The sequence below is a fragment of the Pseudomonas sp. B7(2017) genome (genome assembly GCF_002112745.1).
Classification (GTDB): Bacteria; Pseudomonadota; Gammaproteobacteria; order Pseudomonadales; family Pseudomonadaceae; genus Aquipseudomonas; species Aquipseudomonas ekonensis.
In genome coordinates this window covers 1-19,570 of the sequence record NZ_NEIP01000026.1, presented here as the reverse complement: position 1 = coordinate 19,570, position 19,570 = coordinate 1, and the positions used below count along the sequence as shown (strand labels likewise).

Annotated in this window: 16 protein-coding genes; 10 read left to right on the top strand and 6 right to left on the bottom strand. The window is 66.0% G+C overall.

Annotation, left to right across the window (positions count from 1 at the left end; all coding sequences use genetic code 11):
* Nucleotides 1-14: 14 nt before the first annotated feature.
* The 9 genes from CAG29_RS27035 to CAG29_RS26995 all read left to right on the top strand — a co-directional run bounded on the left by CAG29_RS27035 (nucleotide 15) and on the right by CAG29_RS26995 (nucleotide 8,465).
* A complete protein-coding gene (locus CAG29_RS27035) occupies nucleotides 15-1,016 on the top strand; it encodes a polysaccharide deacetylase family protein (protein ID WP_085586741.1) in 1,002 nt (333 codons plus the stop codon).
* The gene (locus tag CAG29_RS27030; protein ID WP_085695416.1) at nucleotides 1,013-2,317 is read left to right on the top strand and encodes a lipopolysaccharide biosynthesis protein; all 1,305 of its coding nucleotides are present in this window, start codon (nucleotides 1,013-1,015) and stop codon (nucleotides 2,315-2,317) included. The genes CAG29_RS27035 and CAG29_RS27030 overlap by 4 nt, the downstream gene beginning before the upstream one ends.
* Complete coding sequence (locus CAG29_RS27025; RefSeq protein ID WP_085586740.1) at nucleotides 2,314-4,233, top strand: hypothetical protein; 1,920 nt, start codon at nucleotides 2,314-2,316, stop codon at nucleotides 4,231-4,233. Before CAG29_RS27030 ends, CAG29_RS27025 begins: the two co-directional genes overlap by 4 nt.
* A 68-nt stretch (nucleotides 4,234-4,301) precedes the next feature.
* Nucleotides 4,302-4,991, top strand: coding sequence for a GNAT family N-acetyltransferase (locus CAG29_RS27020; RefSeq protein ID WP_085586739.1), 690 nt, complete (start codon nucleotides 4,302-4,304; stop codon nucleotides 4,989-4,991).
* Nucleotides 4,992-4,995: 4 nt separating this feature from the next.
* Nucleotides 4,996-6,180, top strand: coding sequence for a GNAT family N-acetyltransferase (locus tag CAG29_RS27015; RefSeq protein ID WP_085633998.1), 1,185 nt, complete (start codon nucleotides 4,996-4,998; stop codon nucleotides 6,178-6,180).
* Nucleotides 6,152-6,943 (top strand): ChbG/HpnK family deacetylase, encoded by a 792-nt coding sequence (locus tag CAG29_RS27010; protein ID WP_085586737.1) that lies wholly within the window; start codon nucleotides 6,152-6,154, stop codon nucleotides 6,941-6,943. Before CAG29_RS27015 ends, CAG29_RS27010 begins: the two co-directional genes overlap by 29 nt.
* A gap of 114 nt (nucleotides 6,944-7,057) precedes the next feature.
* Entirely contained in the window at nucleotides 7,058-7,747 is a 690-nt protein-coding gene (locus tag CAG29_RS27005) for a GNAT family N-acetyltransferase (protein WP_085695412.1), read from the top strand.
* A gap of 113 nt (nucleotides 7,748-7,860) precedes the next feature.
* Complete coding sequence (locus CAG29_RS27000; RefSeq protein WP_085586735.1) at nucleotides 7,861-8,154, top strand: type II toxin-antitoxin system RelE/ParE family toxin; 294 nt, start codon at nucleotides 7,861-7,863, stop codon at nucleotides 8,152-8,154.
* A gap of 2 nt (nucleotides 8,155-8,156) precedes the next feature.
* Entirely contained in the window at nucleotides 8,157-8,465 is a 309-nt protein-coding gene (locus CAG29_RS26995; protein WP_085586734.1) for an addiction module antidote protein, read from the top strand.
* Between the two features lie 180 nt (nucleotides 8,466-8,645).
* Here the strand turns inward: CAG29_RS26995 and CAG29_RS26990 are convergent, their stop codons facing one another.
* Nucleotides 8,646-9,452 (bottom strand): class I SAM-dependent methyltransferase, encoded by an 807-nt coding sequence (locus CAG29_RS26990; RefSeq protein WP_085695411.1) that lies wholly within the window; start codon nucleotides 9,450-9,452, stop codon nucleotides 8,646-8,648.
* 137 nt (nucleotides 9,453-9,589) lie between these two features.
* Between CAG29_RS26990 and CAG29_RS26985 the strand changes: the two genes are divergently transcribed.
* Nucleotides 9,590-9,937 (top strand): hypothetical protein, encoded by a 348-nt coding sequence (locus tag CAG29_RS26985; RefSeq protein WP_085633994.1) that lies wholly within the window; start codon nucleotides 9,590-9,592, stop codon nucleotides 9,935-9,937.
* Between the two features lie 436 nt (nucleotides 9,938-10,373).
* Here CAG29_RS26985 and CAG29_RS26980 read toward each other — a convergent pair whose 3' ends face one another.
* From CAG29_RS26980 to CAG29_RS26960, 5 genes are all read right to left on the bottom strand, one after another.
* Complete coding sequence (locus tag CAG29_RS26980; RefSeq protein WP_085586731.1) at nucleotides 10,374-11,801, bottom strand: sigma-54 dependent transcriptional regulator; 1,428 nt, start codon at nucleotides 11,799-11,801, stop codon at nucleotides 10,374-10,376.
* Nucleotides 11,770-13,263, bottom strand: a complete 1,494-nt coding sequence (locus CAG29_RS26975) for a HAMP domain-containing sensor histidine kinase (RefSeq protein WP_085633992.1) — start codon at nucleotides 13,261-13,263, stop codon at nucleotides 11,770-11,772. The genes CAG29_RS26980 and CAG29_RS26975 overlap by 32 nt, the downstream gene beginning before the upstream one ends.
* Before the next feature lie 104 nt (nucleotides 13,264-13,367).
* Nucleotides 13,368-14,459, bottom strand: a complete 1,092-nt coding sequence (locus tag CAG29_RS26970) for an SCO family protein (RefSeq protein ID WP_256576808.1) — start codon at nucleotides 14,457-14,459, stop codon at nucleotides 13,368-13,370.
* A gap of 17 nt (nucleotides 14,460-14,476) precedes the next feature.
* Nucleotides 14,477-17,281, bottom strand: coding sequence for a multicopper oxidase domain-containing protein (locus tag CAG29_RS26965; protein ID WP_085695409.1), 2,805 nt, complete (start codon nucleotides 17,279-17,281; stop codon nucleotides 14,477-14,479).
* Between the two features lie 167 nt (nucleotides 17,282-17,448).
* Complete coding sequence (locus CAG29_RS26960; protein WP_085586727.1) at nucleotides 17,449-18,897, bottom strand: sensor histidine kinase; 1,449 nt, start codon at nucleotides 18,895-18,897, stop codon at nucleotides 17,449-17,451.
* Between the last annotated feature and the right edge of the window lie 673 nt (nucleotides 18,898-19,570).

The window sequence follows — 19,570 nt, the reverse complement described above, 5'->3', positions numbered from 1 at the left end:
GAGAGGGCACAGCCATGGCGATCAAACAACTGATAAAACGCACCAGTGGCTGGCTGTACCTCAATTCGTCCGTGGGGCGAAACCAACTGCACGGCGCCGGGGTGATCCTGATGCTCCACCGGGTGCTGGCCAACGACCGTGCCGCCGACCTGCCGCACCGCAACGAACTGTGCGTGGGGCCCAAGGCGTTCGAGCACCTGTTGGTGTGGCTTCGGCGCCATTTCGATTGCGTGCCGCTGATGGAGATCCTGCAGCCCAACGCGCTGCGCACCGAGCGCCCGCAAGTGGCGCTGACCTTCGACGACGGCTGGCGCGACAACGCGGTCAACGCCTTCGCGCTTTTGCAGAAGCACCAGGTGCCGGCCAGCGTGTTCCTGTCCACCGACTTCATCGGCAGCCGCCAGCGCTTCTGGTGGGAAAGCGTCGGCGAAACCCTGTGGGGCAGTCACGGCGAGAAGCCGCGCCAGCACCTGATCGAATGCCTGCATGCCATCGGCCATCCGCTGCCGGTGCTGGTGGACGACATTGACGTGAACCGGCGCAGCCTGTCGTTGCTGCATTACCTGCAAGACCTCAAGACCCTCGACCCGGCCATCCTCGAACGCCTGACCGACGAGTGCCCGCAAGAGGCGCTGCCCCAGGCGCTGGACTGGCACCAGGTGCGCGCGATGGAGGCGTCCGGGCTGGTGCGCTTCGGCCCCCACGGCGCCAGCCACGCCATCCTCACCGGCCTGGACGACGTGCGCCTGAACGAAGAGATCAGCCGCAGCCGCACCGCCCTGCACAACGGCTGCAACCGGCCGTTGCCGGTGTACTGCTACCCCAACGGCGACAACGATGCGCGGGTGCGCGAACACATCGCCAACCACGACTTCCCGTTTGCCCTGGGCACCGGCACCGGCATCTACCGCGGCACGGGCGATCCGCTGAACCTGCCGCGCTTCGGCGTCAGCCAGCGCACCGCGCGCAATCCTGAGCTGCTGTCGTGGCGGATCTTCCGTGGGGCGCGGCCATGAGCCGAGGCAACTACCTGCGCCACCTGGCCCTGAGCATGGGCACCAAACTGGCGATGATCGGCCTGCGCCTTTTGCGCAACGTGCTGCTGGCGCGGATCCTGGGCCCCAGCGAGCGCGGGCTGTTCGCACTGCTCAGTACCCTGCCGGACCTGATCAGCGCGGCCACCAGCGGCGGGCTCAATTCGGCGGTGGGCTATCAAGCGGCCAAACAGCGGCCGATGGGCCTTTTGCTCAGTCAGGTGCTGGTGTTCGGTTGCCTGCTGGCGGGGCTGCTGACCTTGCTGGTGGTGGCGCTGGTGCGCGAATTCGGCGCTGATCTGGACGTGACGGTGCAGTTGGGCCTGCTGGCTTGGCTGTTGCTGCTGGCGGTGCCGCTGACGGTGCTCAAGAGCGGCCTGCTGACCCTGCACAACGCCTCCGGCGGCGTGGTGGCGTTCAACGCCTTGCGCCTGGTGGAATCGCTGGCGCCGCTGCTGCTGTTCCTGGCGCTGTTCTGGATGTGGAAGGAATCGGCGCTGGAAGCGGCGCTGATCAGCTGGCTGACCGGCATAAGCCTGGTGGTGCTGGCCGGCTGGGTGTGGCTTGGTCGCGCGCAGCCCGTGCGCCTGCAATGGGACCGCGCCAGCCAGAACGAACTGCTGCGCTACAGCGCCCGCAGCCATCCGGACCTGTTGTTCCAGCAGGTGATCCTGCGCTCGGACTACCTGTTCATCGGCGCCCTGCTCGGCAGCGCCGCGCTGGGCCATTACGCCATGGCCAGCGCCGCCGCCGAACTGCTGCTGATCGTCCCGGAAGCGGTGACCACGCCGCTGATGAAACGCCTGCTGCAGCAGGACGAAGGCATGGATCGGCTCACCCCGCTGGCCCTGCGCCTGACCGCCACGGTGATGCTCGGCGCCTGCCTGACGATGGCGCTGATCGGCCAGTGGCTGATCGTCACCCTGTTCGGCGCCGCCTACCAGCCGGCCTACCCGGCCCTGTTGGCGTTGCTGCCGGGCCTGCTGGGGTTGTGCTACGCGAGCATCCTGCGCCTGGACCTGCTGGGCAAGAACCGCCCCGGCACGGTGTCGCTGCTGATGGGCCTGGGCGCGTTGCTCAACCTGGCGCTGAACCTGCTGCTGATCCCCGCCTACGGCATCGTCGGCGCGGCGGCGGCCTCGTCCATCGCCTACCTGGCGGTGACGGTGGCGATGCTGGTGCTGTACTGCCGGCTGAGCGGCGTGCCGTTCTGGAAGACCCTGATCATCCTGCCCAGCGACCTCGCGCCGATGTGGCTGATGCTGCACAGGAAAACCGCATGAGAAGCCTGGCCCTGCTGCTCGGCCTCGGCCTGTCGCTGGACGCCTTCGCGGCGGCGATGCGCTGGGGCGACATCCGCGACGGCAGCCTGTACCTGCAGGCGGACCGCCCGGACACGCTGACCGTGCGCTGGGCGCCGGCCTGGCAGGCCGACGCCAACGAAGAGCACCTGTACCTGCTCGACGGCCAGGGCAAGCTGCAAGGCGAGCGGCTGATCGCCGCCAGCGAAACCCGCGGCAGCCAGAGCTGGCCCCTGGCGCCGGGCGCGGCCAGTTACCGGTTGGAGATCCCCGGCTACAGTTTCCGCAATTACCGGGTTGAGCACGACGAGCGCACCGTTGCGCTGTTCGCCCCGGCCAAGGTGCATTTCTGCGCCGAGACCCGGGACGGCGACACCCTGTACTTCAAGGTCGCGCCGGGCGAACGCGCGGTGCTGGCGGGCAAGTTCCACGGCGGCGTCGACGCCCTGCAGGCGCAGCGGGTCGGCGACGGGCAGGCCCTCACACTGAAACTGGTGCCCTACCCGGCCTATTGGCAGTTCGACCAGGTGAGCCTGCCGGTCAGCGAGCGCGAACAGGTCTGGCGCCTGCGCCTGCACGGCGGCGGCAAGGCGGCGTTCTGGCTCGACGGCACGGCCAACCTGTTCGCGCAGGCGCCCGAGCAGCTCAAGCCGCTGCGCGAAGACGACGGCCAGACCCGCCTCACCCTGCACGACAAAGTCCTGGGCCGCACGCCGGACCTGGGCGTCGCCCTGCCCTACGTGCTGCCGCCGCCCGCCAGCCATGCCGTGCTCGATGCGCTGAAGCCGGCGGCGGCCAGTTATTACAGCTTCGTCGACGTGACGACGAAGAACCCGCATTTCGAAGACGCGTTCCGCCAGGCCTATCAGGAACGCTTCGGCATCCGCCAGGACATCACCCTGCTCGCCGGCAGCCAACGCCAGGCCGACCTGCGCGCCGACACGCAAAGCAACGGCGGCCTCGACGCCTGGCTCGCCGGCACCCGTGCGCTGGGGGGCAAGGGCACCCACTACATCGGTTTTGCCGACGAGCCGAACCTCAACTACGCCAGCTACGAGCAGTACCGGGCGATCTTCGCCAGCATGGCCCGCCAGGTGCGCAGCGACCCGGCCAACGCCGCAGCCGGCGTGCGCATCGCGATGCCGGCCAGCGCGAGGCTGGTCAACGGGCCGTTCGCCGACCACGCGGCGGACAAGCGCGGCCTCGACTGGGCGCGCCGGCTGCTGGACGAATCCGCCGCCCAGGTCGATGCCCTGGCCTGGCACGAATGGATGGTCCGCGACCTGCTCGCCACCCGCACCTACCGCGACAGCGTGCAGCGGGCCGCGCAACTGGTGGGGCTGGACGCCCACGGCGCGCCGCGCAAGGCGCTGCTGCTGGACCAGACCAACCTGTCCAGCGGCTCCAGCCTGAGCCCCTACGACCAGGACACCCACTACGCTTCGCTGTGGTGGGCGTCGGTGGTGATCAACGCCTCCCAGGACGGCCTGCTGACGATGCTCAACTGGTTCCAGGCCGCCGACGAGCCGCAGTACCCCAAAGGCATGATCCGGGTGCTGGGCGATGACCGTTTCGAACTCAAGCCGGTGGGCCTGGCCCAGCAGTTCATCCGCCAGCACTGGCTGCACCAGGTGCTGTGGCTGGACAACGACGCCTTCGAGGTCGATGCGCTGGCGATGGCCGGCGACGACCAACGCTCGCTGCTGGGCGTGAACAAAGGCACGCGCCTGCAACGGGTGGACCTGGGCGGCGCCAAGTGCCCGCTGAACAACGGCGCCCTGCGCTACTTCGGCGCCGACAACCGCAGCCGCGACGCACCCTTTCGCTGCCAGGACGGCCGCGTGCGCTTCGACCTGCCGGGACAGACCCTGTTCGCCCTGCGCTGGAGCGCCTCATGACCGCCCTTGTGATGTTCTGCCGCGCAGGCCTTCGGCCGCGCCCTGCACCGTCATCAGGAGTGAACACCATGAATGCCCTGAAAAAACTCAGCGAGCGGATCCACCAGAAAGGCCTCAAGGCCACCTTCAAGACCCTGTGGAAGCGCTACGTGTTCTTCCACTGGGAACTGCTGTGGATGGAGCGCGACCTGGTCAGCCCGGTGCCGCCCCACAGCCTCAAGCCCTACCCGGCGCTGAGGGTGGTGAAGATCACCCCGACCAACACCGGTGCCTTCGCCCGCTACTTCGGCGACCGTGTCGGCACCATGGCGGAACTGGCCGCCGAAGGCCACACCGGGCACATGCACCTGGACGACCAGGGCGATGCCGTGGCGTTCATCTGGGGCTGCGCGCACAACTACTACGACCGCCATTACTACGGCTGCGAATTCCCGGTCAAACCCGGCGAGTTCTTCGAGTTCGGCGGCGAACTGACCCGCGCCTACTGGGGCACCGAACTGTCGGTGGATCTGCAGCTGGAGCTGTGGAAAGCCATGGCCGCCCAGGGCTGCGACAAAGTGGTGGACGTCTGCGAGTTCCACAACATCCCGGCGCTCAAGCTGCACCTGCGCATGGGCTACACCGAGCAGGGCCGGATCATGAACGTCTACGGCCTGTTCGGCCGCTGGCGCTTCTACCGCGAAACCCGCTACAGCGGCTCGCGCCTGGATGCGCTGCGCAAGCCTTCCCGTCCACCTGTCACCGCACCGGCGACCTGACCCTATGGCGCAATTCGAATGGCGCACCTCGCTGTGCGCACCCGACTTCCCGGCCGCGCAATACGAAGCGCTGCGCCTGCGGGTGACGGACCACACGCCGTTCAACAGCCTGGCTTGGCTGTGCGCGGCCGAACAGGCGCTGGGCGAGGACGAACGCCTGCACATTCTGCTGGGCTGGGAAGCGGACGAATTGCGCCTGTGCCTGCCCCTGGTGGCCGGGCGCGAACGGTTCGGCGGCTGGCCCTTCCGGGTCGTGCATCACCTGGGGCATCCGCTGGCCGACCGCCTCGCGCTGCTTTCGCAACTGGACGCCGCCGGCATGCGCCGGGCGCTGGCGCTGATCCGCCGGCGGATGCCCCACGCGCTGCTGCAACTCAACGAACTCACGGAGCCGGTGGGCGAGCCGAGCGCCCTCACCCACTGGATGGCTGTCAGCTCTACCGGCGAGCGGCGGCTGAGCTGCCGGGTGCCGGTGCACCTGATCAGCGACGCCGACCGCCAGGAAGTCTCCGGTGATCCGCGCTACAAGCTGCGCCGGGCGCGCAAACGGATCGCCGCCTGCGGCGCGGTGGTGCGGCGCATCGTGCCCGACGCCGACAGCATGGGCCCGCTGCTGCAGGCCATCGGCGAAGTCGAAGCGGTGAGCTGGAAAGGCGACGAAGGCGTCGGCATCTTCGCCACCGAGCGCAGCCGCCGCTGGATGCACAGCGCCTTCACCGCCCTCGCCGCCCAAGGCCGGGTGCGGGTGGTGACGCTGGAACTGGACGGGCGCTGCCTCAGCTACCGCCTGGGCCTGCTCGAACAGGGCCGGCTCTATGACTACAACCTCGCCTTCCTGCCGCAGCACGCGGACCTCGGCAGCGGCCGGGTGCTGCTGGAGGAATGGATCCGCTGGGGACTGGACGAGCACTGGCACTGGATCGACGCTTCACGGGTGAGCCTGGAGAACTCCAGCCACCAACTGCACGAACGCATGACCGGGCAACTGGAGCACTGGCGCTGGAGCTTCTACTCCTGGCGCCCCAGTGGCCTGCTGCTGGGCCTGGCGCTGCGGCTCTGGCAGCGGCTCAAGCCGGCGCTGCAGCGATGGCGGGCGCAGCGGGCGACGCCTGACGCCAAGCCTGCGCCGCACACCACCCCAACGACCACGGAGGGCGAACATGCCACGCCAAGTCATAGTCAACGCTGACGATTTCGGCCTCAGCCCGAACGAAAACTCGGTGATCTTCGGCGCCTTCAAGGCCGGGGTCATCAGCTCCGCCACCGCCATGGCCAACATGCCGGCCTTCGAGGCGGCCTGCGCCCTGGCCCGCCATCCGTTGCTCGAAGGCAGGGTCGGCCTGCACTTCAACCTGACCTACGGACGGCCCCTGAGCCAGGCCATCCTGGCCCGCCGCACCTTCTGCGACAGCCACGGCGTGTTCGACCTCAACCTGCCGCGCCACAGCCTGTGGCTGGGCCGTGAGGACCGCGAGGCGGTGCAGCAGGAATTGCAGGCGCAATGGCAGCGCTGCGTCGATCACGGCCTGCGTCCCAGCCATCTGGACTCCCACCAGCACGTGCACAACATCTGGCCGATCGGCGAGATCGTCGCCCGCTTCGCTGCCCGCCAAGGCGTGCCGGTGCGCCTGGCGCGCAACCTGGGGCAGAACCTCAACCTGCCCAAACGCCTGTTCAAGGGCCTGCTCAACCGTCGCCTGCAAAACCTGGCCGGCGCCACGGCGGACTACGTCTGCACGCCAGTGGATCTGCGCGAGGCGCCCGCGCCGACCGACGGCGTGCTGGAGATCGTCGCCCACCCGACGCAGCTGACCGGCGACTTCGGCGACGCCTACCTGCAACCGGGCGAGTCCCTGAGCCACGTTCTAGAGCGTCGTCTGACGGGGGTTCCACGGATTTCCTACGCCGACCTGAACAAGGAACTGCTGCGCGGCACCGCTGTGCCTGAATGACTTACATACCTTGCAATACATTCGAAGATGGCACTTCGCAATGACTTTGCAGGCGTGATCTATACCCACAAAAAGCGTCATCCACCGCACCGGGCCTAGGCCACGGAGGGCAACATGAGCGTCATCGAAAAGCTGCGTGAGCGCATCAGACAAAAGGGCCTGGGCCGCACATTCACCACCCTGTGGAAACGCTATGTGTTCTTCCACTGGGAACTGCTGTGGATGGAGCGCGACCTGGTCAGCCCGGTGCCGCCGCACAAGCTGCGCCCCTACGAAGGCCTGCGCCGGGTGGACATCACGCCGGAGAACGCCACGGCGTTCGCCAAGCATTTCGGCGACCGCGTGCAGACCATGGCCGAACTGGCCGCCGAGGGCCATACCGGGCACATGTACCTCGACGCCGACGGCCACGCGGTGGCGTTCATCTGGGGCAGCGTGCGCGACTACCACGACCGCCACTACTACGGCTGCGAATTTCCGGTCAAACCCGGCGAGTTCTTCGAGTTCGGCGGCGAAATGACCCGGGCGTACTTCGGCAGCAGCCTGTCGGTGGACGTCCAGGTCGCCCTCTGGGAAGCCATGGCCGCCCAGGGCTGCCACAAGGTGGTGGACGTCTGCGAGACCCACAACATCCCGGCGCTCAAGCTGCACATCCGCATGGGTTACCACGAACAGGGCCGCGTGACCCACGTCTACGGCCTGTTCGGCCGCTGGCGCCTGTTCCGCGAGACCCGCTACCAAGGGTCGAGGCTGGAGCCCCTGCGCAAGCCGGGCCGGCCGGTGGTGACGGCGGCGCGGGCTTGACCGAGGCCTCCTACGACTCAAAGAAGCACTGCCTACATGAATTGATGAATGCTCAACGCATTGTGGCGAATGGGCTGACTGCCTGACCGTATCCATCTGGATACAGTCAGGCCATGACCTATCTCATCAAGCAAACACCGACTTTTGCGACATGGCACGCCTCAATCCGGGATCTCCGGGCCAAGATTGCTGTTGCCCGTCGCATTGATCGCGCCTCAGCAGGTAATCTAGGCGACATCAAGTCAGTAGGAGACGGCGTGTCCGAAATGCGTGTAGATGTCGGCTCCGGCTATCGGGTGTATTTCACCCTTCGAGATCGCATCTGCATCATTCTGCTGGCAGGAGGAGACAAATCATCGCAAGGCGCGGACATCAAGCGTGCCAAGAGAATGGCAAAGGAGGTTTGACCGTGAGTCAGGCTTTGACGGTTTTTGATATGGCATCACTGTTGAACAGTGACGAGGCCATCAGCGAATACCTTTCACAGGTGCTGGCTGACGGTGACAACGAAGAGTTTCTTCGCGCCATCGGTCATGTGGTCAAGGCGCGGGGCATGACCCAAGTCGCCAGGGATTCGGGAATGGGCCGTGAAAGCCTGCACAGAGCTTTCGCGCCTGGCGCAAAACCTCGATTCGATACGGTGCTCAGGGTCATTCATGCCCTTGGCATTGATCTGTGCGCCCAGCCGGGGCATGTGATCGATCACACCACTCACTGAATATCGGCTGGGGTTAGGGTGACCGCACATTTTGCGGGCACCTCGACTCACGAAGGGGCTACTGTCTTGATCTTGCCCCGCAGCGCCTTGACTGACGCCATCGCCAGCAGGCTGACTCCCACAAGATCTTGTGGAAGCGGGCTTGCCCCGGGCGGCGATCCGAAGAAGGAGCCGGGACATTCAGCGCTTTTCCGCCACCAAGGTGAAGCACATCGGCACCTGCGCCGTCTGCCCTTCGTAGCGGTCGTACAGTTCTTCGCGGTTGGAGTGCGGGTATTCCTTGAAGTGCGCGATGTTCAGCCCTGCGCCGATGGCGCCGCTGAAGATCGCGCCCAGGGTGTGCACGAACCAGTAGGACGGCGCGGCCTTCTGTTCGACCTTGCCGGCGTAGACGATCGGTTCTTCCTGCACGAACGGCTCTTCACGGAAGTAGGACGCGGCGAGGCGGTACGGATCTTCGGCCTCGGGGTCGAGCATTTCCAGGAACGGATGGGTTTCGTAGATCACCAGGCGTGCGCCGGGCTTGAGCACCCGGGCGACATGACGCAAGAACGCGCCGATGTCGGGCATCCAGTTGAGGACGCCGATGGTGATCAGCGCCACGTCGAAGCGGCCGTCCAGCTCGGCCGGCAGACGGTGGATGTCGGCCTCGATGAATTGCGCGTCGTGCGGTGAACGCGCGTTCAGCTCACGGGCCTGTTCGAGGAACGCCGTCGACTGGTCGATCCCCGTGACCCGCCGCGTGCCCAGCGCGAACAGCGACAGGCTCTCCCGGCCGTTGTTGCAGCCCAGCTGCACCACGTCCTTGCCGTCGACGCCGACCTGTTCCAGCAGGCCGCGCAGGGTGTCGTCCAGGCAGGAGAAGTCCGCTTGGGCGACGTCGGCCAGCAGGGCTTGCCAATCGGGCGTGTCGCGGTGGTGGCGGGCAGAATCGTTCCAGGCCTGACGGTTGCTGGCGACGGCGTCTTGAGGGTTCGGCACTTCCATGGCGCTCTCCGGGTGGTGCTCGTGATTGAGCGGCCCGAGTCTAGGTCAGCCTGACGGCGCCAGTTGTTGGGAACATGTAACCGGCGGCGCGGCTATAGTTAACAGCCTTGGGGAAAACCGTTTCCACAGGTGCCGCCATGCGAACGCTCACTTGGTCGCTGTTGCCGGGCTGTCTGCTCGCCGCCGCTCAGGCCCAGGCGCTGGACAGCAACTTCAATTACTACGGGGCGGACCAGCCCTTCGCCCACCCCGCGCCGCCGTCGCTGTCGGCTGCGCCGCCGCGGACCTTCGACGACACGTCGCCGCAGGACTTCATCGTCATCCCGGACCGCCACGTGTTCCACGACTCGCAATTGCCGACGGTGGCCGACGCCACGGTGCGGGTGTTCGTGCGCACCTACGATGCCGAGCGCGGCATCTACGTCAACGACGAGGTGCTGGATCCCACTTGCCTGCTGGAGTGCCTCAGCCCTCAGACACAGTGATGGCCTCCTTGGAGGGCGGAGGGTCAGGCAGCAGAGCTGCCGGATGTGCCGGCCTCATCGCTTGCAGGCAAGCTCCTACAGGTTTTGGTGGTGTACATGAATCTTGCGAACACCCGGGATACCTGTGGGAGCCAGCCTGCTGGCGATGGCGGTGGGTCAGGCAGCAGAGATGCCGGATGTGCCGGCCTCATCGCTGGCAAGCCAGCTCCCACAGGTTTTGGTGGTGTACAGGAATCTTGCGGGCACCGGGGATCCCCTGTGGGAGCCAGCCTGCTGGCGATGGCGGTGGGGCAGGCAGCAGAGATGCCGGATGTGCCGGCCTCATCGCTGGCAAGCCAGCTCCCACAGGTTTTAGCGGTGTGCCTAGATCCTGCAAACACCCGGGATACCTGTGGGAGCCAGCCTGCTGGCGATGGCGGCGACGCGGATCCTGCGTTCACCACTGACGCTTGTCAGGCCGGGCCAGGCCCAGCTTTTCGATGCGGTAGCGCAGCATGTCGCGGCTCAGGCCCAGCAGGCGGGCGGATTTGGTGACGTTCCAGTCGGTCTTGTCGAGCATCTTGCGCACCATGTCGCGTTCGACCTCCGGCAGGTTCATCGATTCGGTGTTGCTCGCCGGGCGCGGCTCGAAGTGCGGCATCTCGTGCTGGTGCAGCGCCGGCTCGTCCACCAGGCTCATGCACACGTTCAACTGGTGGGCGGCGATGGTGTCGGCCGGCGCCAGCAGCACGGTCTGCTCCAGCATGTTGCGCAGCTCGCGCACGTTGCCGGGCCAGGTGTAGCCGAGCAGCAGTTCTTCGGCCTGCTGGCTGAAATGCAGGTTCGGCTTGCCGTAGCGCTTGCCGTGGCTGGCAAGGAAGTGCCGGGCCAGCAGCAGGACATCGTCGCCCCGGGCATACAGGCGCGGCACCTTGATCGAAATGATCCGCAGGCGGAAGAACAGGTCCCGGCGGAACTTGCCCTGCTGCACCATCTGCTCAAGGTTGCAGTTGGTGGCGCTGATCACCCGCAGGTTGACCTTGCGCTCCTTGACCGAGCCGACCCGACGGATCGTGCGATCCTCCAACAACTTGAGCAGCTTGGCCTGGAGCACCAGATCCATTTCGCCGATCTCGTCGAGAAACAGCGTGCCGCCGTCCGCCGCTTCCACCAGCCCGACCCGGCGGTCCTTGGCGTCGGTGAACGCGCCCTTCTCGTGGCCGAACAGCTCCGATTCCACCAGGTTGGAGGGAATCGACGCACAGTTGAACTCAATGAACGGGCCCTTGCTGCGCGAGCCGTCGAAATGCAGCGCGCGGGCCACCAGTTCCTTGCCGGTGCCGGTCTCGCCTTCCACCAGCACCGGCGGCAGGTCGCCGCCGGTCATGCGCCGCTCGGCTTCGAGCAACTGGCCGAGGGTGTGCTTGAGGTGGTGCATCGGCGCCGATTCGCCGATCAGCGCCTGCACCCCGGACTTCTGCGCCTCGCGCTCCTGGTAGAACGACAGCGTGCGCTCCATCCGTTCGGTGGCCAGGGCCTTGTCCAGCAACAGTTTGAGCTCCGGCAACGCGACCGGTTTGGTGACGTAATGAAAGGCGCCCTCCTTCATCGCCACCACCGCATCTTCGACGTTGCCGTAGCCGGTCATCATGATCACTTTCAGATCCGGCGCGCTGATGCGCAGCTTCTGGATCAGATCGTGACCGCTCATGCCCGGCAGCGAATTGTCGGTCAGCACGACGTCCGGCATGAAGCTGCCCAAGTGCTCCAACGCGTCTTCGGCCGAATGGCAGACCGTCACCTCGAAGTCCTTGCGCTCCAGGTAGGTCTGAATATTCTCGGCCAACAGTTCGTCATCCTCGACCAGCAGAATGCTGTGTTCCATATTCCCCTCCCGATGCCACTTTGAAGTTGAGACTGACGCGGGTTCCCTCCTGCTCTTTGCTGGTCAGGACGACCGAGCCCTGAAAACGCTCCATGATTCGCTTGACTAGCGCCAGGCCGACCCCGAGGCCGCCCTGCTTGGTGGTGAAAAACGGCTTGAACACCAGCAACTGCTGCTGGGTGCTCATGCCTTTGCCGGTGTCGGCCAGGGTCATGCGCACGCAGTCGGCCTGGGGCGCGTCGATGTCGATGCTCAGCACGCCGCCCTTGGGCATCGCCTCCAGGGCATTGGCGAACAGGCTATTGAGAATTTGCGTCAGCAGCACCCTTTGGCTGACGACCGGCGGGCAGCCGTCGGGCGTGAACCGCACCTCGACCCCGTTGCGCCGGATCAGCGCCTCGAACGCGCCGAGGGTGTCCTCGACCGCCGGCAGCAGGTCCACCGCCTCGCCGTCGTCGTGCATCGGCCGCAGCGACACCAGCAATTCGCGCACCCAGCGCGACATGCGGTCGACCTGGCTGATGATGTCGCCGATGTTGCGCTGCGCCCCTTGGCTGGCGACCTCCTGAGCGAGTTCGGCGCTGGAGCGGATGGTCGCCAGCGGATTGCGCAGGCTGTGGGCCACCGCCGAGGACATCTCGCCCAGGGCGACAAAGGTCTCGTTGCTGATCAACTGCTGTTGCTGGGTCTGCAGCAGGGCTGCGGCCCGGCGCACGATCCAGAACAGCCCCAGGTAGATCGCCGTCCCGCCCAACAGGGTCGCGACCCAGATCGAGGCGAAGCCGCGGTCGATGCGCTCCACCAGGTCCGCCGGCTCCTTGTAGATCTCGACCATGGCCACGACCTTGCTTTTGTCGGCGTTGAACATCGGGATGTAATTCTCGATGAACAGGTACTTGGGTTCCCGGGACAGCTTCTGCTCGGGCTTCTCGTCGTCGATCTTGTGGTAGCTGGACGACACCGGCACCTGCATCTCGAAGGACTCGTCCAGTTCGTCGTCATCCTCGAACTTCACCCCGATCAGGTCCGGGTTGGTCGACCAGATCACCGTGCGGTCCAAGGCGTAGACCGTGGCCAGCAGGCCGTCCGGCAGGTGTTCGACGTGGTCGAGGAACTCCGCCCGGGCGGCGACGTGGGCCACCGGGTCGACATCCGGATAGTTCTCGTCCTGGCGCGGGTCGAGCATCTCGCCCATGGTGCGTTGCGCGCTGATGCCGGCGTGGCGCATTTCGGCGTCGCCGATGGCCTGGACGAACTGCGCGGTGAGCAGCGCATCGCGCTCCACGCTTTCGGTGACCACGAACCGCGTGGAGACATAGCCCAGGCCCAGCGCCACCGCCGCGATGATGAAAAAACTGGCCAGCGAGAACCAGCGCAGCAGATTGAACTGTCCGCCCCAGAACCTGCCGGCGGCGGCCGTTTCCTTCGGCGCCGATGTTGTCTGTTCTTCCAGTCGCTGCATGGGGATGCCCTGGTGGTGTTGTATCAGGCCGGTTACAGCCGCCGTCACGACTGAGTGTAGGTGGCAATGGCTGCGGTACACGATCCGTTGATGCTATTTGGCCGCTATTGCATCCGGCTCACCGTTTCGCTGGCGGGGCCCGTGCCAATCGGCGCCGCGGCGCCGTCGGCCAGCGGTTGCGCAGAAGGATGCTGACGCTCGGTCTCGTCGCGCAGGAACTCGATGACCGATTGCGCCGACGCCTCGTCCAGGCGCAGGTTGGGCATCGGTATGCGTTCGTACTGTTCGAACAGTTGCACCGCGATCGGATCCTTTTCCGCCAGCATGCGGTCCGGTTCGCGGATCCAGCGGTTGAGCCACGCGGCGTCGCGCTGGCGGGTCACGCCGATCAGATCCGGGCCGATGCTGCGCATGCCGATGCCCTGGCCGTCCAGCGGGCCGAGGCTGTGGCACGAGGCGCAGCGGGTGCGGAACAGCTCCTCGCCGTTGCTCGGCGGACGGATTTGCGGGGCTTCGGCGTAGCTTTGCTCGGTGCTGGGCTCTTTCCAGTTGTGCAAGGTGTTGGCCAGTTGATCGGCGAGGATCCACGGGTTCTCGAACGGCGAGGCCTTCATCCAGCGTCCGGTGCTCTGGTTGCCGACGATCAGGCTCAGGTTGTGGTCCTTGTTGCGGCCATTGTCGACGCCTTCGATGAACAACCCCAATTTTTTGCGCAGGTCGGTCACGTCTTCGAATTCGCCGGTGAGGAATTGCCAGCCCGGCCCCACCTTGAACCGCTGGGCGTACGCCTTGAGCACTGCCGGCGTGTCGCTCAGCGGGTCGATGCTGATCGAGTAGAAGAAGATGTCCTGCCCGACCCGGTCCCCCAGCAGTTTCTGCACCTGGCGCAGGCGTGCGGTCTCCAGCGGGCAGGAATCGCTGCACGAGGTAAAGATGAAGTTGATCACCACCACCTTGCCTTTGATCAGGTCGTCGAAAAAACGCACCTGCCGACCGTCCTGGTCGGTCAGCAGGGTGTTGGGGAAATAGTCGCCGCCCCACGGGGTGGCGGCTTCGCTGGCCGGGGCCGGCGGCGCGGTGCCGGCTCCGGTGTGCGCCTGGTGCGCCACCAGCGCCTGCGCGCCGAGCAGGCAGGCCACCAGGGCCAGCACCCGATGCATGCCCCAGGCCTGGGAGCGCAGTGTCGACCGTTTCATCGTCGCTCCCTCCCGGTTCATGGCTTGACCACCACTTGCGGGCCGAAGCCGTCACCGCTGCGGAAGGTCGGCAGCGCGGCGGAGTTGACGTAGCGCACCCCGTCCCAGCTCGGCAGCGGCGTCGGCATCAGCTGCAGTTGCCCCGGTTTCTCGAGGTCCCAGCGCAGCAGCATCGAGTTGTCTTCGTGCTGGGTGTTGTGGCAGTGCTCCATGTAGGTGCCGGCGAACTCGCGGAAGTTGATCGCCATCTCCACACTGTCCAGCCCGTCGGCTTCGGAGCCGATGCGGTAGACGTCCTTGCGCGCCCATTTTTCCCACTCAGGCGGAGCCTTGCCGCCACGGCTGAGGATGATCCCCTCCTCGAAGTGCACGTGCACCGGATGGCTCCAGCCCTTGCCGCCGGCCTTGATGTTCCACACTTCCAGGGTGCCGATGCCGCTGACGCCGGCATCGGTCGGGCCGCTGGCCAGTTTGGTCGACGCATTGAGACGACGCGGATCCATGTGGAAGCCGAAGCCGCCGTCGGTCTTGATCGTCCACGGCGCCTCGTCGGTGCCGTCGGAGCGGCCGAAGGTGAAGGTGCGGTGCAGGGCCTTGGCCAGCAGGGCCTTGTCGGCGGCGTTGTCGCGGTGGATCTTCAGCGGGATCATCGTCAGCCCTTCGGCCTTGCCAGGCTTGGCCGGTTCATAGGCCGCCGGATCCATGGCCAGGTCCTGGCCGCTGTAGGACTTGACGTTGAGCTGCAGAACCTTGCCCACCGCCGGGTCGCCCCGGTCCCACTGCGGGCCCTTGCTGGTCTGCTTGATCACCGCCAGGTATTTCTCCGACAGCACGTCGGCCAGCGAGATGACCTCTTTGGGCCCCTTGCCGTCGTCCTGGGCCTGCAGGTTGACCACGAACAGCTTGTCGCCGGGCTTGATGCCGTTCTTCGCGAAGTTGACGATGATGTCGAACCGTTCGGCGATGCCCTGGGTCGGCAGGATCGCGTTGTGGTTCTGCTTGTCGCCGTCGGCGTCCAGGTCCATGGAGCCGTCGAACGGCACGCTGTGCTCCATGATGTTGCCGTCGTTGGCGATCATGTGGAACGGCACGCGGCTGTAGGACACGCCCGAGTTCTTCGGCCCCTGGAACTCGCCGCCGGAGCCTTTGACCTCACGCACGATGGCCAGCTTGAAGTAGCGCGACACCGAACCGTTGAGGATCCGGAACCGGTAGCTGCGCGCCCGCACGTCGAGGAACGGCCGCCATTGCCAGTTGACCAGCACCTGATCGCCGATGAAGCCGTCGGTGTTGAACGGGTTGAACCACAGCTGGCCTTCCTGGTCCCAGGCCTTGTCGGCGAACACCAGGTTGATGTCGTAGTCGCGGTTGCCCCACGGCAAGGCGCTGCCGCTGGGCAGGCGCAGGTTGACGCCGTCGTTCACCGACTCGTTGCCCCGGTCGATGGCGCTGTAGTAGTTCATCATCGCCGCGTTGCCCTTGTAGACGTTCTGCGCGGTGAAATCGAGCATGTGGTCGTGGAACCAGTGGGTGCTCATGGTTTCCCGGTAGTCGCCGCGGATCTTGATGGTGCCGTGGTCGCAGGTCTTGAGGCCTGGCGTCATGTCGTTGACCCACAGGGTTTCGCCCGGGGCGCAGGGGAACGCGGCGCGCGGATCCTGGGCCTTGGTGTTGATGCTGTCGTAGCCGGCGAGCTGGATCGGCCAGCGGTAGTCGTAGAACTGGCCGGGGAAGAAGAACGCGTTGGCGTAGCCGTCGCTCTCCGCCGGGGCGTGGCCGTTGTGTTCGTGGGTGGTGATGGTGTGCAGGCCGAAGCCGCGGTTGGCCGACGGGTCGATCGGCAGGCCGTTGTAGTGACGCATCAGCACCGGCTGGCCGTAGCGCACCATCAGCAGTTTGGGCGGCAAGGTGCCGTCGAAGGTCCACACCGAGTTGTGGTTCTGCGCCGGCATGGCCGGGTGGAACCGCGCGTCGACGCCCTTGGCGGTGCCGTCGGTCGCCGGCACGCCGGCCACGTTGTGGTACAGCCCGCCCGGCCCGAATTCGCCGACCGCGTAGCCGTGCATCTGCCGGCCGTCACGCAGCCCGCCGTTCAGGCGCGCGCCGGTCTGCACGGTCTTGTAGGCCACCTGCGGGTAGAACTCGTTCCAGCGCTGATGGGCCCAGCCTTTTCCCGGCGGACGGCCCTCGGCGGAGGAGCCGATGTGGCGGTTGAGGAACAGTTCGATCTGCGCCTGCCACGGATTGCGGTCCACCACGTTGGCGAACTGGCTGGGGAACGGCGTCAGCCCGGGCTGACGCAAGAACGCATCCAGCGCGGTGCCGGGCGGTGCGCTGCGGGCGACGCTGTTCGGATCCTGCGCCGGCGCAGGTCCAATGGCCGCCGGCGGAAAGCCCAACGGCCCGGCAGGGGTGGTCGGGTCGAGTTTTTCCGGGCCGAACTCTTCGAACAGGGTCAACTGCTGGGTGAACGGCTGGGCGCCGTACAGCGGGCTCGGCTTGCCGTTGGTGGGGTAGTTGAAACTGGTCTGCACCCGCGGCGGCAAGATGTTCTCGGTGCGGGTCGAGTCGCGCGTGCCTTTGACGCCGTTGGGCAGGTCGAAGGAATCGACGTTGGCCTCGGGCATGGTCAGGATGGCGTTCAGCGCCGTCGGCTCGTCCGCCGGCTCGTCGTAGTAGGCGGAAGGGTCGGAGGTCTCCGGCTGGCTTTCGTCGTCGATGGGGCTGGCCCGGACGGCCATGGTGCCGAGGGTCAATGCCAGAAAGACGCTCAGCGGCGTCAGCAGAAATGGCTTGCAGGGGTAACGCGTTGTTCTGTCCATCACCAGCCGCCTCGTCAAAAGGAAGGGGTGATGGTGTTTTGCAATTACCTCGCCAAAGTATTAATGCCTTTTTAAACAACGAGTTAGAGACGCCGTTGAATTCCCCACTCCCCGGTGACCGGGGCCTGACACCCAGTGATGGGGAAAGTTCAGATTGTTTTTTGCGGTCATTGGATGAGCTGGAACGCCAGACAGACAGTGGTACCCTCGCCCTCGCGGCTGTCCAGGGTCACGCCGCCGCCGAAACGCTCCATGATCCGTTTCACCAGCACCAGGCCCACGCCGAGACCGCCCTGCTTGGTGGTGAAGAACGGCCGGAACGCCATGCTGCGCTGCTCCTCGTTCATGCCCTTGCCGGTGTCGCTGAGCATCACCGTCACCCTGCGGCCGTCGCCGGTCTCCAGGCTGACGGTCAGCGTGCCGCCCTTGTCCATCGCCTCCAGAGCATTGGCCAACAGGCTGTTGAGGATCTGCGTCAGCTGCACCGGTTGGCTGAGCACCATCGGCGTCTCCTGCGGGTGGAACACCACATGGACACCGGCCTTGGCGATCTGCTGCTCGAACGCCATGAGGCTATCGTGCAGCGCCGCCACCAGGTTCACCGGCTCCGGGTCATCGTTGAGCGGGCGCAGCGATTGCAGCAGCTCGCGCACCCATTTGGACATGCGGTCGACCTGGCCGATGATGTCCTTGATGTTCTTGTGCGCAGGCCCCGCATCGAATTCCAGCGCCAGCTCGGCGCTGGAACGGATGGTCGCCAACGGGTTGCGCAGGCTGTGGGCCACTGCCGAGGACATCTCCCCCAGCGCGACGAAGGTTTCGTTGGCGATCAGTTGCTTTTGCTGCGCCGCCAGCAGGATCGCCGCCCGCCGCACGATCCAGAACAGCCCCAGGTAGATCAGACCGCCGCCGAGCGCGGTGGCCAGCCAGATCAGCACCAGCCCGCGCTCCATGCGGCTGATCAGGTCCTTGGGTTCCTTGTAGATTTCCACCATCGCCGTCACATGCTCGCCCTCGGCATCGAACAGCGGGATGTAGTTCTCGATGAAGATGTACTCCGGCGGCACGACGAACTTCTGCTCTTCGCGGCCCTTGTCCACGTCGTGGTAGCTGGCGGACACCGGGATCTTCTCGTCGAACGCCCGGTCCAGGTCTTCGTCGGCATGGATGCGCGTGCCGATCAGGGCCGGGTTGGTCGACCAGATCACCTGCCGGTCGGGGGCGTAGATGTTGGCCAGGATCACGTCCGGCAAGTGCGCGACGTGGTCGAGGAATTCGTCGCGGGCATTGGCCCGGGCGGCGGGATCGACATCGGGAAAATCGTTGTCATGGCGCGAGTCGAGCAGATCGCCCATGGTGCGGATGTTGGGGATCGAGACATGCCGCACTTCCGCCGAGGCGATGGCCTGGATGAACTGCGCGGTCAGCAGCGCATCGCGCTGTACGCTTTCATCGATCACGAAACGCGTCGACACCGCCCCCAGCGCCACGGCCACCGTGCCGATCACGGCCATGCTGATCAGCGAAAACCAGCGCAACAGGTTGAACGGCTGCTTGCGCGAGCTCAGGCGAAGGCTGCCCTCCTCGGTCGGAAGCGATGGTGACTGCATGTTCATGGCGGCGACTTCCCGATACGTCCCTATAGGTTTATAGCCCACGGTTGGGGGATTGCCCGAAAGCGGGTGCCCACCGCAAACCGGGACCCATGGGGCATTCACCGACAGTCGGCCTTGCGCCATTCACTGTGGGAGCCGGCTTGCCGGCGATGAGGCCGGCACACCCGGCATCCTCATCGCCTGACCCACCGCCATCGCTTGCAGGCAAGCTCCTACACAGTTCGGCGGTGTTCGCGGAACTGGCCGACCACCGCAAAACCTGTGGGAGTCATCGCAGAACTGGCAGACCACCGCCAATCCTGTGGGAGCTAGCTTGCTAGCGATGAGGCCGGCACACCCGGCATCCTCATCGCCTGACCCACCGCCATCGCTGGCAAGCCAGCTCCCACAGGGTTCGATGGTGTTCGCAGAATTGGCAGACCACCGCAAACCTGTGGGAGCCAGCCTGCTGGCGATGAGGCCGGTACAGCCACCATCTTCATCGCCTGACGCGCCGCCATCGCTTGCAGGCAAGCTCCTGCACAGTTCGGCGGTGTTCGCGGAACTGGCAGACCACCGCAAAACCTGTGGGAGCCATCGCAGAACTGGCAGACCACCGCCAATCCTGTGGGAGCTAGCTTGCTAGCGATGAGGCCGGCACACCCGGCATCCTCATCGCCTGACCCACCGCCAT